General features: G+C 63.3%; 18 protein-coding genes. 14 read left to right on the top strand and 4 right to left on the bottom strand.

Going from position 1 to position 14,726, the window contains the following annotated elements:
* Positions 1-25: 25 nt before the first annotated feature.
* The 4 genes from ACGFNJ_RS34610 to ACGFNJ_RS34595 are packed head-to-tail and all read left to right on the top strand — an operon-like array spanning position 26 to position 3,297.
* Positions 26-940: a hypothetical protein gene (locus ACGFNJ_RS34610; protein ID WP_393458153.1), complete on the top strand. Its 915-nt coding sequence runs from the start codon at positions 26-28 to the stop codon at positions 938-940.
* A complete protein-coding gene (locus tag ACGFNJ_RS34605; RefSeq protein ID WP_393458150.1) occupies positions 937-2,475 on the top strand; it encodes a hypothetical protein in 1,539 nt (512 codons plus the stop codon). The genes ACGFNJ_RS34610 and ACGFNJ_RS34605 overlap by 4 nt, the downstream gene beginning before the upstream one ends.
* Entirely contained in the window at positions 2,420-2,686 is a 267-nt protein-coding gene (locus ACGFNJ_RS34600) for a hypothetical protein (protein ID WP_393458147.1), read from the top strand. The genes ACGFNJ_RS34605 and ACGFNJ_RS34600 overlap by 56 nt, the downstream gene beginning before the upstream one ends.
* Positions 2,683-3,297 (top strand): DUF2744 domain-containing protein, encoded by a 615-nt coding sequence (locus ACGFNJ_RS34595; RefSeq protein ID WP_393458144.1) that lies wholly within the window; start codon positions 2,683-2,685, stop codon positions 3,295-3,297. The genes ACGFNJ_RS34600 and ACGFNJ_RS34595 overlap by 4 nt, the downstream gene beginning before the upstream one ends.
* A 208-nt stretch (positions 3,298-3,505) precedes the next feature.
* Here the strand turns inward: ACGFNJ_RS34595 and ACGFNJ_RS34590 are convergent, their stop codons facing one another.
* Positions 3,506-4,357, bottom strand: coding sequence for a hypothetical protein (locus tag ACGFNJ_RS34590; RefSeq protein ID WP_393458141.1), 852 nt, complete (start codon positions 4,355-4,357; stop codon positions 3,506-3,508).
* A gap of 337 nt (positions 4,358-4,694) precedes the next feature.
* Here ACGFNJ_RS34590 and ACGFNJ_RS34585 point away from each other — a divergent pair, with 337 nt between their 5' ends.
* From ACGFNJ_RS34585 to ACGFNJ_RS34565, 5 genes are read left to right on the top strand one after another with little or no spacing between them, the layout of a single operon-like run.
* Positions 4,695-6,098, top strand: coding sequence for a peptidoglycan DD-metalloendopeptidase family protein (locus tag ACGFNJ_RS34585; RefSeq protein WP_393458138.1), 1,404 nt, complete (start codon positions 4,695-4,697; stop codon positions 6,096-6,098).
* Positions 6,099-6,101: 3 nt separating this feature from the next.
* Positions 6,102-6,392, top strand: a complete 291-nt coding sequence (locus ACGFNJ_RS34580; RefSeq protein WP_393458135.1) for a hypothetical protein — start codon at positions 6,102-6,104, stop codon at positions 6,390-6,392.
* Positions 6,389-7,186: a hypothetical protein gene (locus ACGFNJ_RS34575; protein WP_393458132.1), complete on the top strand. Its 798-nt coding sequence runs from the start codon at positions 6,389-6,391 to the stop codon at positions 7,184-7,186. The genes ACGFNJ_RS34580 and ACGFNJ_RS34575 overlap by 4 nt, the downstream gene beginning before the upstream one ends.
* Before the next feature lie 37 nt (positions 7,187-7,223).
* Entirely contained in the window at positions 7,224-8,159 is a 936-nt protein-coding gene (locus ACGFNJ_RS34570) for an MBL fold metallo-hydrolase (protein ID WP_393458129.1), read from the top strand.
* Between the two features lie 52 nt (positions 8,160-8,211).
* Complete coding sequence (locus ACGFNJ_RS34565; protein ID WP_393458126.1) at positions 8,212-8,538, top strand: hypothetical protein; 327 nt, start codon at positions 8,212-8,214, stop codon at positions 8,536-8,538.
* Between the two features lie 15 nt (positions 8,539-8,553).
* On the opposite strand, the gene ACGFNJ_RS34560 is transcribed toward ACGFNJ_RS34565, so the two are convergent.
* Both ACGFNJ_RS34560 and ACGFNJ_RS34555 read right to left on the bottom strand, forming a co-directional pair.
* Positions 8,554-9,090 (bottom strand): restriction endonuclease, encoded by a 537-nt coding sequence (locus tag ACGFNJ_RS34560; RefSeq protein WP_393458123.1) that lies wholly within the window; start codon positions 9,088-9,090, stop codon positions 8,554-8,556.
* Positions 9,087-10,013: a hypothetical protein gene (locus ACGFNJ_RS34555; RefSeq protein ID WP_393458120.1), complete on the bottom strand. Its 927-nt coding sequence runs from the start codon at positions 10,011-10,013 to the stop codon at positions 9,087-9,089. The genes ACGFNJ_RS34560 and ACGFNJ_RS34555 overlap by 4 nt, the downstream gene beginning before the upstream one ends.
* Positions 10,014-10,297: 284 nt before the next feature.
* On the opposite strand from ACGFNJ_RS34555, the gene ACGFNJ_RS34550 reads away from it, so the two are divergent.
* The gene (locus ACGFNJ_RS34550) at positions 10,298-12,013 is read left to right on the top strand and encodes an amidohydrolase (RefSeq protein WP_393458117.1); all 1,716 of its coding nucleotides are present in this window, start codon (positions 10,298-10,300) and stop codon (positions 12,011-12,013) included.
* A gap of 75 nt (positions 12,014-12,088) precedes the next feature.
* Positions 12,089-12,688, top strand: coding sequence for a hypothetical protein (locus ACGFNJ_RS34545; RefSeq protein ID WP_393458114.1), 600 nt, complete (start codon positions 12,089-12,091; stop codon positions 12,686-12,688).
* Positions 12,689-12,718: 30 nt separating this feature from the next.
* On the opposite strand, the gene ACGFNJ_RS34540 is transcribed toward ACGFNJ_RS34545, so the two are convergent.
* Entirely contained in the window at positions 12,719-12,886 is a 168-nt protein-coding gene (locus tag ACGFNJ_RS34540) for a hypothetical protein (protein WP_393458111.1), read from the bottom strand.
* Positions 12,887-12,971: 85 nt separating this feature from the next.
* Between ACGFNJ_RS34540 and ACGFNJ_RS34535 the strand changes: the two genes are divergently transcribed.
* The 3 genes from ACGFNJ_RS34535 (at position 12,972) to ACGFNJ_RS34525 (ending at position 14,702) form a co-directional block, all read left to right on the top strand.
* Positions 12,972-13,340, top strand: a complete 369-nt coding sequence (locus ACGFNJ_RS34535) for a hypothetical protein (RefSeq protein WP_393458108.1) — start codon at positions 12,972-12,974, stop codon at positions 13,338-13,340.
* Positions 13,341-13,598: 258 nt separating this feature from the next.
* Positions 13,599-13,838 carry a hypothetical protein gene (locus ACGFNJ_RS34530; RefSeq protein ID WP_393458105.1) on the top strand — a complete coding sequence of 80 codons (240 nt, stop codon included), beginning with the start codon at positions 13,599-13,601 and terminating at the stop codon, positions 13,836-13,838.
* Positions 13,839-13,970: 132 nt separating this feature from the next.
* Positions 13,971-14,702 (top strand): DUF4145 domain-containing protein, encoded by a 732-nt coding sequence (locus tag ACGFNJ_RS34525; RefSeq protein ID WP_393458103.1) that lies wholly within the window; start codon positions 13,971-13,973, stop codon positions 14,700-14,702.
* Positions 14,703-14,726 lie beyond the last annotated feature (24 nt).

The raw sequence follows: 14,726 nt of genomic DNA, 5'->3' as shown, positions 1-14,726 counted from the left end.
TACGCAGGAGGTGAGTTCTCTTGTGATGCATCCCGATTCAGTCGCCGTCGAGGTCTTCGGTGTCGATGACTCGCATTGGATCATCAACGGACCTAACGCCGACCGTGACGTCATCACCTTGGCCACGAACCCGAAGGGTATCGGGGATGCCCCGGTTACCACCAGCTACAAGTCCTCGGTCTACCAGCGCGGCGCGACCTATCAGGGCAAGCGCTATCTCAAGCGCGACATCACCTTCGCGGTCAACATCCATGGTGCCGACGACGAGGAATGGGAGCTACGGGATTCGGCGTGGCGCAACGCCTGGGACTACGAACTCGACGCGTGGGATCCCGACGCGACGCTGACGAAGATGCAGATCAGCACCGACCGCTCCACCCGCTGGCTGTGGCTTGCCCTGGACCGCAGTATCGAGTTCGAGTCCGAACGTGACCCGCACCTGCTGCGCAAATCTGTTGTTCCCATGGCGGTTACGGCCGCGCAGCCGATGTGGGAAGAACCCATGAAGATCACCTCCTGGGAGAGCGGGCAGGGCGCGAACGAGGGGTTCATCGAGGTCTCCAACCCCACCGATCTCGAGATGGCCCAGAAATGGGTGCTCACCCGCGGGCGCTGGCGGATCCCGGACGTGTCGTGGCAGGGCAAGAAGTACCACCGCAGCCCTGGCGGGCGCTACGGCAACCGGAAGATCACCCTGCCGATGCTCGGCGACCGGGAAGGTGGAGCACGCATCGACCTCGACTCCGCCAAGCTCTACGTGCGAGATCTGGGCGGCACCAACCTGATCGGCCGACTCGGTGGGCTGCACTTCATGCACCGCATCCCACCGCGCACGCCGCCGACGCTGCTGCCGATCAGCGTCACCGACGCTCCCGCCGGTGGAGCGCGCGCCGAGCTGCGCCAGCCCCGGTTGTGGACGAGAGCGTGGGGGGTGCGATGAGCCTCGACGCGATGAGCCTTACCGAGCAGTGCGAGGCGATCTGGGACGCCACCCTTGCTGCAGAACGGGCCGACGATCTCGACCGGCTCGCCCAGCCACTCCTGAGGCTTTGGGATGGGCACTGGCGTCTGGCGGGGATCATCTGCTCGGAGTACCGCGCCGAGTTCACCTGGATCGACAACGACACCGGCCAAGCGCTGGTCGAAATCCCCCTGGATGACCCCCTCGCGAAGTGGGTGTGGCGTACCCGCGCTCGTATCGAGGCCGGTGAAGGCCGCAACATCCACATCACCTGCGACAAGCCTGATGGCACGCGCTGGTCGGGGCATCTGCATGACCATTCGGTCGAGCGCCGCGCCGACGGCAGCCAGGTCCTGACGCTGCGGTTTGTTCACGATTTTCAGCACTGCAAGTCATATCTGATCTGGTCGAACCCGTTCTTCGGCCCGGAGGTCCAGATACCGCGCACCTTCGGCCCGGTCCCTGGTCCGGCGCGGTGGGCGCTGAAGCTGCCGCTGCTGCTCAACGTGATGCGTGAGCAGATGCAGCAGCACGGCTGGCATCTGCCGGATGATCCGCTCGATCCGGCCTCCTGGCTCGGCGCGGTCGGCCTGGACATGTCGCAATGGTCAGTGGTGGTGGCCCCGACCAGCTTCGCTGAAGACCTCGCCGCTGGAACCCTTTGGGCGGTACCGCATTCGCGGTTCAAGTACTGGTTCGACATGGCCCGTGAAATCCTCGAGGACGCCGAACTGTCCGTGCGGTGCCGTCGCTGGCTCGAAGGCGACCCGCCACCGTGGCCCGGCGCGCCGAGGCTGCGTCACGGTGTGCTCGTCATCGATATCGTGAATTCCTCGGGCTTCTATAGCGACACCTCCAATGGAGGAACACCTTTCGATGGCCTGTTCCGTACGGTGGCCCGCTTCGCCGAGGACTTCATCGACACCGTCGAGGAACCCATCCTCGGCCCCGTCACTCCTGACGACTATCTGATCCCCGGCCGTCGGCGCACCGATGTCACCACACCTTTTGTGGTGTATTTCGACAGCCCCGAGACCGGGATCGAAACCTCCAAGTTCACCGAGACCGCTGCTACCGCAGTGCAAGTCGTGACCGGCGGGCAATCGATGCCGGGGGTCGCGGGTACCCCATCCTCATACGGGGGTGGGGTACACGCGATCCGACCCAGCCGACGAAAGTCTTTCTGCCGCAATACAAATGGCGGGCGATCTGGTGGCCGCCGCCATCGTCCTCCCGCCGGTGGGGGGAGCCACCGACGCTTTGTTGCGCCCTTTGTATCAAGGGACGTTGCTGGCCTGGCATGCCGTGAAATCCAAGGCCCGAGAACAGAACTCGGGCTGGTCGAGACTGTTCGAGTACCTCGCCGCCTCGCCGGGGCGAGCCTACACGATCGCGGCAATGATGGCCCTGCGCAAGGGCTTCCACGACACACGAAGCTGGTTCTCCCACGAGATCACCGTGCGCGACGGCGCACCCTTCGTCATCGGCGAGGGCGGGCATTGGTTCATCGGTGACCGCATCGGAGCCACCGCGCCCGGTGATGACACCTACACCATCCGCGTCGATCGCGTCCGCGAGCTCACCTTGGCCTGGGACCGCGATCAGTTCCCTGAATGGCGGCCGGTCATCGGCGATCCCACCGGCCACAGAGACCGCGGCCAACGCACCCTCGACATGGTCTCCGACCTCGTCGCGGGCGTGCACGAACTGGGGGTGATGGCATGAGCGTCAGCGGCCAATTTCCCATCCGCGACAACTGCGACCCCACCGACCCCGAGGAAGCGTTCCTGTGGATGCTCGTCGGGCTGCCAGGGCTCAAGGGTGCACCGTTGCTGCTGCCGGTCCAGCACCTGCGCGCCGTTTCGCGCCGCCTGTGGGACTGCGGAGCACGCCCGGTCGGAGAGCCCGTCATCAAATACCGGCCACCACGCGCCGGTGACCCGCACTGGCTGCTCTCACCCGGCACGTGGACCGACATCAACGACCCCGATCCCGAGGACGTCTTCGACGTCCGGCAATTCGTCGCAGAACTCCCACTGCGCCAACGCCAGCAACTCGCCGCCGCCCTCGGGCTGGCCGGCGCCGTCCCCGACGAGGCACCGCCCGCGCCGATGCTGCCGGTCACACAGCCGGTCGCCACCGAAGCGACAGCATCGAATGACCCACTGCCGCAGTTCGATCCGACACGGCGTGGCGTCAAGGCCGTACTGGCCTACCTGCGCACCGTCGACCCCGAGGAGCGAGAACGAGTGCTGGCCATCGAGCAGCATCTCGGCAAAGCTCGACCCGCCATACTGACTCACTACTCGGGTCTTTCGTCCGGCGGCTTGAAGTAGTCCTATAGGTGGGTTCCTTACTGGGACATCCGTCGAACTATCTTCAGTAGCACCTCCAAGGCTTTGAGCGCGTCCGCGCGCCGCCTAGGATCTGGATGTAATGCACTGATCAGGGCAGCGAATCCAACGCATACCGTATGCATCACAACGGCAAGGCAGAATGCGTACCCCATCGGCTCGGCAGCCGTCGCGACAACCGCATCCCACGTCACGCGAACTCCTCCCGATAGTCGCGCACCAACGACAGGATGTGGCCCTCATAGGCGTTCTCCGCCTTCCACTGCGACCGAGCCTCTCCGCATTCATGCCGCATCAGCTTGAGTGGATGCGCGTCGCGATCGGAGGTCGTAGGAGGAAAGTTGAGCCAGGGGCCGATGTCTGATTCGGCTCGAAGCCATTCAGATACGGTCGCTTTGGATGGCCCGCAACACCATTCCAGCATCACGTCCATATAGGCGTGGTGGTAGATGTCGACCCAGCATGTGCCGCGTGCGTTAAGTCTCTGTATTACATTTGGTCGGCGAAGAAGGGAGCGCGCGAGCGACTGAGTTGGCGCGCCGTCTCGGAATGGTGAGAACCATCGAAATATCTCTTCCTCGGTCAGCAGATGCTCATGACTGTTCCAGATCAGATCAAATTTATCTGGAACAGGGTTCCAGCCCTTCACGAGATCCGCAGGGAACCGAACTGCGGGTATGTGGAGCTTTGCATCAGTGTTGTGGACACGAAGCTCCCACTCGGCACCGCGAGGACGCGCCCGCAACCCGGCTACGCCGTAGTGATTCCCGGATTCTCGGTCATAGCTGGGCAGCAGCCGAGAAACAACTCTTCTCGAATATTCGGGTGCGGGTATGAGGACAAGATATCCATCGCGAGCATGAACGCTTTCCAGCCCCAATGCGGTACCGGGGCGGTCGAAGCTTCCGTTGAATTCGTTGACCAGCTCGTAGAACACTGCGAATTCGAGCCTAAGTTGATCGCCTGCCCGGTCGCGGCTCGATTGGTCCGAATAACCACTCGGAGACATTCGGTTCAAGTCGAGCGCTCGCTTGTAGCTCACGCCGGTGAGCCTGCTCCGCTGCCGCGCGTCGTTGTTTATGCGAGACATCGTTAACTCCCTGGTGCGGATGCTGCCCGGCCCAGCGCTGCACAGTCAGGAGCAAAGAGCTCGGTTGTCTGCCAACGTTTCTCGAAACGGCTGACCCAACCCTGAGCCTTAAAAGCGTCGCTATGTGAGCTCGAAGGCCGGGAGCTCAGCGGGCAGGCGAACCGATCACCTGCGTACAAGGTAGCACGCCGCACAACTCCCGACGCCACATCGAGCAACAAGATCACCTGCGGCGCAGCCACGTCTGCTCGCCGAACTTCCAACCTGGTTGCAAGACAGAGGATTCCGCATGCGTGAACGTTACTGGCCGCTGCCGCGAGGTCATGTCGTGACCTCACCGTTCGGGTTACGCGAGGACGGTTGGCATTTCGGTGTCGACCTCGGCTGGCCCGGCGGGGCGGCGGGGTTGATGGTCTACGCCTGCCAGGGCGGCACAGTCGTTCGCGCCGGTCCGGCCCGAGGATTCGGCTACTGGGTGGTGCTCGACCATCTCTACGCCGACGGGGCCGGGACCACCGTCTACGGCCACGTCCGCCCCTTCGTCGACGTCGGCCAGCGTGTCGAGGCCGGACAGCCGATCGCGGGAATCGAACCTGACCGCACCCGCAACGGGAACGTCGACCCGCACCTGCACCTCGAATGGCACCGCAGCGTGCTCAGCCCGCCCGGCCCCGAGGTCCTGGATCCTCTGCCGCAGCTCGCCGGTGCGGCCTACCCACCCACGCAAGGAGACGTCTTGACCGAGTTCGGTATCGATATCAGCAACCACCAAGGCGAGTTCGACTTCGCCCACGCCGCGGCCGAAGGAATTAACTTCGCGACCCACAAGATCTGCGAAGGCACGTGGCGAGATCCGTTGTGGCCCAGAGCCCGCGAACAGATGGCCGCCCACTTCGACCACTGGGGCGGCTACGTCTACTGCCGTCTCAACACCGACCCTGACACCGAAGCTGACGCGCTAGCCGCCTACGCCGACACCACGGTGCCCATCCAGATCGACTACGAAGACCTCACCGGCACACCGTCGTTGGCTGACCTGCTCGCGCGCGTGGACGCCATCACCGCCTGCGGATTCGCGCTGCTACCTATCTACCTGCCGCGCTGGTACTGGCGCGACAACATGGGCTCCCCGGATCTGTCCGGCCTGCCAGTGCCGATCTGGAACAGCCACTACGTCACCGGCATCTCCGCCCCCGCCCAGCTCTATCCCGGCGACCGGCATCCCGGCTGGGAACCGATGGGCGGCAAGGACATCGCCATCCTCCAGTTCTCCTCCACCGCCGCGATCGGCGGCCAACTCATCGACGTCAACGCCGTACGCGGCGGCAGCGATCAGCTCGCCCGTCTGTTCAGAAAGGACCCCGATATGCAGCTCACCGACATCATCATCAACAAGGACGGCAACCCCGTCACCCTCGCCGACCTGCTCGCCTCCCTCGACATGCACGCCTCCTGGGTCGTCGATCAACTCGCCGGCCCCGACTCCCGCCACCAGCGCGGCCCCGCCCTGGACCCCACCGGCTGGCCCCAGCTCGACGGCAAGTCCGTGGTCGACTCGGTCGCGTCCGCCCACGACAAGATCGACGCCGTCACCACCGTGCTCGCCGGTGTGCAGGGCAAGATCCAGTCGATCCTCGAACACCTCGACTCGGCCCCCTACGCGGGCCGTCACCGCGCACAGGGGACGGAGTAGGCGATGGGATGGCTCAACGCCGAGGTCGTCCAGGCATTCGGGGTCGCGCTGGCCACCGTCATCGGTGCGTTCACCGCCCGCCAGGCCGGGCAAGTTCGCAAACTGCGAGACCGTGTCACCGAACTGGAAACCCAGGACCGCACCGACATCGAACGCTTCCGCACCATGGTGCGCCTCATCCGCGCCCTGCTACATCACCGAGCCGAACTCACCGGACTGATCGCCCACCACGCGCCGGACGTGAAACCTCCGGAGGCACCAGGGATCCCGGATTGGCTCGCTGCCGAGCTGTGACCACACCGAACAAGCCGAAACCGGACGGGTCCTGGAACCTCGGAGCGTTCCGCAGGTTCCAGGACCAGTCACCCGAGGAAGCCAAAGCCGCTATCCGCTCCGGGGTCATCGGTGCCTACACCGGCGCGCAGAACACCCACCGCCGCGAAGTCCGCCAACCCATCCAACAACGTCCCACCTACGACGAGATCCCCACCGACATCCCGCTGTGGATGAACCTGACCGCCACCGACGACACCACCTTCCCCCTCGCGCTGCTGGCACGCCAACCCAACGCAGACGGCAAGCTCAACCAGCCGCCGTTCTACCAACCCGCCACCGGAGCACTGGAAGTCGGGATGATCCGCGCCACCCGCGACCGTGAATACCGCCAAGTCGGACTCATCATCGGCCCGGCCGGATGGTCGTTCATCAACAGCGCTTTCGTCGCCGTCTACCGCCTCAACCAAGACAACGGCGACCTGTCACTGGTCTGGGACAGCGGCGACATCAAATCCGTCCTCAACTTCGCCTCCACCCAATACCGCTGGGACATCCCCACCATCAACGCCCGCCAAGGCGAGGTCTACGGCGTCGGGTTCCTCGCCAACTACGTCGGCATCGGCTACCAACTCGCCTCCGTCGCACGTTGGATCATCAACCAGCCCTGGGGAACCCAACCCACGCACCCGTACTTCTGGACCCGCGGCTACGACGGCGGCGGCAACGGCGGTGGCCTGCCATCCCCGCCACCGTTCCTCAGCGCAGCCCACCTCGGCACCAACCACTGGTGGCCCTGGTTCCTCCTCGGATGACCACACCCCGCACCCTGCACACCCGAAAGGCACACCCATGCCCGAAACACCCTGCACTACTACCGATGACACCGAACGGCTCCGCCAGCCGCCACGCCTGCGCACGATCCGATTCGGCTGCTACCGGCTCACCTACATCCCTGACGGTCACGTCGGCCTCAAACCACGTGGCTGGCTCCCCGAAACCACCGACGAGGACTGGAACGCCAACGCCGAATACCTCGACACCAACGGCCATCTCGTCGCCGGACTCGGTGGCCTGCTCGTGCAGCGCGGCCGCCGCGCGCTGCTCATCGACGCCGGAGCCGGGCCGATCACCCTGCCCGACAACCCCGCCAACCCGATGACTGGTGCCATGATCTCCGGGGCACTGCTCGACAACCTCGCCCGCGTCGACGGCCTGGGCCGCATCGACTCGATCGCGATCACCCACCTGCACTTCGACCACCTCGGCTGGACACTGCGCCCAGCCCCCGGCAACGACCGCCCACCGTTCCACGCCGCGCGCATCCACATCGGTGAATACGAATGGAACTGGTGGCGCTCACTGACCCCTGCGATGATCGACACCTTCCCCGGCTGGGCCAAACCCAGCATCCTCAACCGGCAGGTGCTCGACACCATCGCAGCCCAAGTCCACCCGATCACCCCCGGCACCAAGATCTTTCCTGGCGTACACGCGGTGATGATTCCCGGCCACTCCACCGGTCACACCGGATACGTCATCCGATCCCGCGGCCGCCGCATGATCGTCTTCGGCGACGCGCTGCACTCACCGGTCCAAATCGCGCACCCTGAATGGGTCTCCGCGTCCGACTACGACCAGCACGAGGCCGCGTTCCATCGCCGTCGGCTGGTGGGGCGGCTAGCCGACAGCGGTGACCTCGCCTTCGGCATCCACTTCGCAGACATCCCATTCGGGCACGCGCGGCGCGATGATGCTGGTCGAACCCGCTGGGTTCCCTACGACTAACACCTGGCCGGACTCCATCCCACCGAGTCCGCCTCGTCAGTCGGGAGGCCATATGGTCGAGTACCTCGGGTATCGCCCCAATAAATTCACGATAGTCCTCAGCCGTTCAGCGGCTTTCACCCAACGGTTCGAGGTCATCGGCAACCCATTACCGGAAGGGACAACATCCTGGATCGACGTCTATGACAGCGACGACGAACTTCTCACCACCTGGCACGCCACGAGCATTACCACGATGGCTGTCGAATACCTCGTCGGTCCCGATCTCACCGACCTCGTCGGCAACCGAACCCGCGCCGACTACGGCCTCTACCTCTGCTATCCGGGAATTCGGCTGCCCTTCTGTTGGTTTCGAGGACCAATCGTCCGGGAGCAGTAAACGTACAGGGTGGGCTTAGGGCACGCCTATGCCGCCGCGCATATACGACGAAAGGAATCGTCGTAGCAGGAGTTCGACGAAATCCTCGGTACAGGTGAGCTTTTCAATCTCCTCGGTCGTAACAACGAGTACCTTGATGCCTCTCGCTAATGCGCTGACGCCGAGCGAATGGGCATAGGTGTGATCTCGGGCGTCGCCGGTGATCCCATTCGCTGCGATCAAGATCCCCGTCTCCACCCGACGATTATCAAGTATGTTTATGAAATATCCCAGCGTGCTGCTGTCAACCGGATGACTCCAGTCTTTACATTCGACCAGGATTACATGCGGTAGTGCGTGCAATCCGCTCTGATGCTTGCTGTTGCATACCCCGACGTCAATCTGCTCGCTCTTGAAGTGACTAACTCCATTTCGCTCGGCGAAACATCCAGGAATACACTCAAATAAATACAGCGCCAGCGCCTCATATGCCTTGCCCTGGGTATCTGTGTCGCCAGCGCATCGCGCGGTATCAAGGTAGCGTGTCACCTCCAACTGATCGAGATTCGTCATGGGTGGTGCACCAGCTGGTTGCGGGTCCGGATAAGAAACGGCCCCAATTGTTCCCGAGCCACACTAGTGTAGAATTCACGAAGACTCATAGTCCATATCTGTGAATACCTAGAGAACGTGTCCATCGAGGACGTCATCTGGGGTCCGTCGTAGAGAACAAGTCCAATGGCGTGACTGTTGTTCTTCACATACGACGAAAGTTGCTCCTGGGCGCTATCCAAATCCCCGGCATGCTTTATCTTCTTAATCTCGATCAGGACAGTTTCGCCAATGTCGGGATGGGTAAATGCTATATCAACTGTTTGGTCGGCATCTCGAATCTCTCTCGCAACGGTCGCGCCCTCGGCTTGCAGCACTACATCGAGAAGTTCGGCAGTCTCGACTTCCCGGAATTTGGACCAAGAGCTCGAATCCATGCTTGCGAAAAACTCATTAAGTCGTCGACGGATCTCCGCAGTGCTTGTTTTTGATGGTCCAGCTACCACTCGAGGATTGTGTCTTGATCGCTCCGATTCATAGGGATCCCACGAATCGGATTTCGAACGCTTCCTGGTAAAGCGTTTCAAAAATAGGCCTACGTGCAACTCAAGGGCTTCGCGGTTATCTACGGCTGCTCGTACTTGACTCAGGTCGCCCAGTGCGGGGAGCGGTGGCTCATCAGGGTCGATAATCACGAGCACCGGGATGTTGCGCGCCGCCGCTATGCCAATCTCAAGGAAGATTGCAGCCCTCACCCCGCTGTTGGTCGGCTGCTCCGCCGGTACGACAGCAATTCCGAAGTCGAAGTCGTCAGGCGGCACTCGCAAAAGGTCAATGCCAGCGCCGAGGTCAGAGGTTCGCTCAGCGTCGACATCCCGACTGTCGAGGACATCCCACAACACTCCCAAGTCGAGCGGAGCCGATGCCATGATGAGTCCGCGCATGAACTGATCGTACTCAGCGGGGCACCAGGACGAGGCGCTCTGAACAAGGCAACTTCCCCGGCAAACCCCCGCGACCGCCGTGCCGCAACCTACGGGCGGCAGCACCGCTCTCCTGCGCGCGCTCGCGAGCAACGCCCCCTATCCACACTCCCCGGAACCAGCCCGCCTTGCTGCCGTATGCAAGTGCCGAAGCTGCGCCAATAGTCAGCGATTCAAACGTGGGGACGGCCGAAGCAACCAGTAAAAGTCGCGGGCCGGGATGACCCACACGAAATGGAGAAGTTGTGAAACACGTTGGCGATTGCCGCTCCACTGAGCGCTCCCGATTCAGCCGGAATCAGTTTCTGCGCCTGACCGGTGCCGCTATCACGGCTACCACCGCGGCCGCGCTTACCGCGTGCTCCGATCCCGATCCGCCACGCACGGAACGTGTTCTGCTGGACAGGGTTCGTGGCTACACCTGCACTGCCGACGGATTCCACCGGTTCAGCAGCGTGCTGATCGATGCGAACGGAAGAGTCGAAGCACTCGATCCCGCAAGCACGGCGGGCGCGCGCCGAATCGATGGGCGCGGCAGAGTCTGTCTGCCCGGCCTGCACGACGCACACGGTCACATCTGGAACTTCGGCGCTGCCCTCACCCAAATCAACCTCGCCGGAGCGCAATCAGTCGATGACGCGCTGCGAGTGATCACCACCTATGCTCGCGACCACCGTGATCGGCCGTGGCTCCTTGGACGGGGATGGAATGACGTCCCCTGGGGCCGGTTACCGACAGCGTCCGACATCGACCAGGCTGTCGATGACCGACCAGTGTGGCTGCTGCGCGTGGACAGCCATGCAGGCGTGGGCAATACAGCCGCACTACGGCTCGCCGGGATCACTCCGTCGACACCAGACCCCGTGGGCGGGCAGATCATTCGCGACCACGATGGCCGACCCAGTGGAGTACTGGTTGATACTGCCAAAAGGCTTGTCGAACAGCATATTCCCGTACCGACGCTGTCCGATTACGAAGATCGGCTTCACGCCGCCCAACGCAAACTCAACGCGGCCGGGCTCACCTCGATCAGCGAAGCATCCACCGCTCCCGATCAGATCCCCGCACTCTACGACCTCGCCAACACAGGACGAATGACATTGCGGATAAACGCATTCCTGAACTGGCAGGCGTTCAATCAGTTTGGCAGCCAGGTGCGCACAGACTCGACGGCCGACGACATGCTGCGAATCCGCACGGTCAAACTGCTCGCCGACGGTGCACTCGGGTCCTACGGCGCGGCGCTGCTCGAACCGTACACCGACCAGCCCGAGAGCCGGGGACTGCCACAGCTACAACCGGCCGAGCTGACCGCACGGGTACGCCAAATTGTGTCGGCGGGCTACCAGACCGCGATCCATGCCATCGGCGACTACGGCAACAGGATGGCGCTCGACGCCTACACCACGGTGCTGGGCTCAGCTCAAGGACTGCGGCTGCGACACCGAATCGAGCACGTCCAAATCCTCGCCCCGCCGGACCTGCCACGCCTGGCCCAACTCGGCCTGATCGCCTCAATGCAGCCCAGCCACGCGACCGACGACATGAACATGGCCGAGACGCGGATCGGCCCGGCCCGCCTCGCCGGCGCCTACGCCTGGCGGTCGCTGCTCGACCACGGAACCATCCTCGCCGCCGGAAGTGATTTCCCGGTGTCCTCCTACCGCCCCTTCGACGGCATCCACGCTGCGGTCACCCGAACCGACCGCGACGGCCATCCCGTCGGCGGCTGGCATCGCGAACAGGCGCTCACCGTGGTCGAAGCGCTACGCGCGTACACCCTCGATGCTGCCTACGCTTCACATCAGGAGCGAAACCTGGGGTCCATTGAGCCTGGCAAGCACGCTGATCTCGTGCTGCTGGATCGGGATCCATTCTCGGCGCAGGCACCTCTGTGGCGGACGGAGGTGCTCCAAACCTGGGTCGGCGGCAAATGCGTTGGCGAGTACGGCCAACTCTGAATGCTGCAATCGTCGGGAACGTCAGTTTGTGTTGGGGCGCAGCGTCATACTGGCGGCAAGGAGCGGGGGAGTCTCATGATCAGCGTTCTTGTTGCAGCCGTCGGAATCTTTGGCACGGCGATCGGTGCGGTGTTGACCGCGTCTATCTCGGCGAAGACCGAGGGGCGGCGGCAGGTGGCGCTGGAGCGGCAGCAGATCCGAGAGGAACAGCAACAGCAGGACCAGCAACGTCGCGAGTTAACGCTTGAGCATCTTCGATGGCGTCGCGAACGTCGCCAAGCCGCCTACCTTGATTTACTCACGGACCTGACCGCCGCAGACCGGGCCAACCAGCAGTACTTCCGCGAACTCGTAGCCGTGTCAGACCTGACGCCTGTCGACGAAACTCGGCTGGCCGCGATCCGTGGTCTGTTCAAGGCGGCGGAGCAGACCCTCTACAGAGTCGCCCTCGAAGGACCAGCCAGCGTCGTCGAGGCGGCGCAAGCGCTGACCGATCAGTTGAGTGCCCTTATAACCGAGGTCCGTGTCTTCGCGCAGGCGCATGCAATGGAAGCACCGAACGTCGCAGAACTCAGCAGCGCCGTGGAGGTCACCGGGCAGAGCTTCCTCGTGGCGCAACGCATGTTCCTCGAGACCGCGCGCGCCGCCCTCGACGAAATCATAGAAGTCACCTGAGGTGGCAGCAGGTCGTCTTCGTCATGGCGGCTACTGGGAGCCTTGGGCGTCGTCGCCTATCAGGACCAGATTGGCTACCCGCATCGGGAACGGGTAGCCAGCATCGAGGACCGGTTTGATCAGCACGACCTCGGGGTCTCCGTTGTAATCGACCTCGATCACGCTGAACTCGGAGCCACCGGTTGCACCGATCTTCACCTTGGAACCTTCGGGTAATGCCACGCCCGGAGCCTAACTTGAGCATCCGACCAACCAGCGCTAAGACACGCTATTATTCGAATCTATGTTCGATCGATGGCCGGATGAGTTCAGCCCGTCGTTGCGCCGGGTGTTGGATCCGCCGATGCCCGTCGTGGTTGATCTCGGCCAGGCCATCCCTACGCATCGAGCGAAGTTCGGCACGGGTGGCGTGCCTTTGCGGGTGAGTTCGGGCGGTCTGCGACTGACCGGGACCGTGCCCGGCGTGCTGTACGCGTGGGCTCGCGCGTGGGATGGCGTGTGGCTCGGGTTATGTGAGTTCACCGTCCACACGGGCAACGACCGGGGTCAACTCGACATGCGGCAATGGTGTCCTGAACATTCGCTAACGCCGTCGCCCGCCAAGGCGAACAACGACTACCGCGACCGTTCGGATAGTCGGCGAGGGCGATAGCCGCGCTCGATCGCGTATCGGCGCAAGTGGAACCGGACGCACGCCTGTCCGAGCTGTGCACGCAGGTCGTCAGGGCGACCACCCGCAGCCTCGACCGCGTCCCGCATTCGATAGCTCATGACCAATTCGACGCTTCCGGAGCGCAGGGGTTCCAGGCGGCGGCGCGTGTGTCCGCAGGTGTCCATGATGTGACCGCCTCCCGGCGATCCGATGCATACTGATTGGTCTAATTTTCTCCGGCCACGAAGGGGCTCGTCGATGCCGCTGTCCGAAGCGGACGCCACTGGGGGATGGACGCTGCACGAGCACCCGACCCAAGGCGTCATGCTCACCCGGCAGATGTACCGACGTCAGCTCACCGTGTGGGAAGAAGGGCACCTGTTCTGGTTTGCCGTCGACAGCGACACCAAGACCCTGAAATGGGGCCGTCGCAGCACCATTCCGGCAGCCAAACTCGCGGCAGAGAAGGCGGCCAGGCCCGCACCCACGAGCGACTGACCAGAATGCGCGGCGATGCCGAGATGCGTAGACACCGGCCCTCAATCGTGCGGTGTAGCGGATCGACCAGTCGCGGTAACGGGGTGATCAATCCGCTGAGCCAACGCGGGGCCGTAGTTCATGCTTTGCACTATGCACAGGAGCATTCGCAAGCTGGCGAGCCCCTTCCGTGATGGTGACTGGCCGAACCTAGGGTGTCCGGTGTGTGGGGAGGGCGGGCTCAGAGTTGAACGGTTCGAGTGGGAGCACCAGAACGGCCAGAAGGACCACGAGGACGACCCGACAGATCTGCGGGGACGCTTCGAGCTGCGGCTGGTATGCGGTCGGGCGCAATGTACGTCATGGGTTCTCATGACCGGCGACTACATTACTGACTGGTCGTTCGACGACTACAACAAGTACTTGGACGTGTGGCCGATGCTGACTGTGCGCACGATTCTCCCGCCAATTCCGGTGATAGAGCTGACCGATAACGTGCCCGAGTCCGTCCGGACCGCCATCGACCGAGCCTCGGCTGTGATTTGGCTAGACCCCCTCGCCTTTGCGGGGGTGCTGCGGACTGCGGTCGAGCGCTTGATGGACGAACAAGGCATCGTGGTACGGCCAGCTGGGAAGAAGCCAGCATACCTTCACGACCGGTTGCTCGAATTCGCGAAAGTGCAGCCTCAGGCGGGAAAGCTACTGCTGGCTGCCAAATGGGTCGGCAACACTGGCGCACACGAAACCACTCCGTTCACACCTACCGACGCGCTGGACACCGCAGAAATGGTTGAGGTCGCGCTCGGAGTCATCTATGCCAAGGACAACTCGGCGCTCCTGGCACGGGCGGACCGAATCAACAACGCAAAGAAGCTTGTCCCTTAGAAGCGCGTTCGGCCTCGGATGCGT

It is taken from the genome of Nocardia sp. NPDC049149, from assembly GCF_043197455.1.
Taxonomy (GTDB): domain Bacteria; phylum Actinomycetota; class Actinomycetes; order Mycobacteriales; family Mycobacteriaceae; genus Nocardia.
This window is presented reverse-complemented; position numbering and strand designations above follow the sequence as displayed.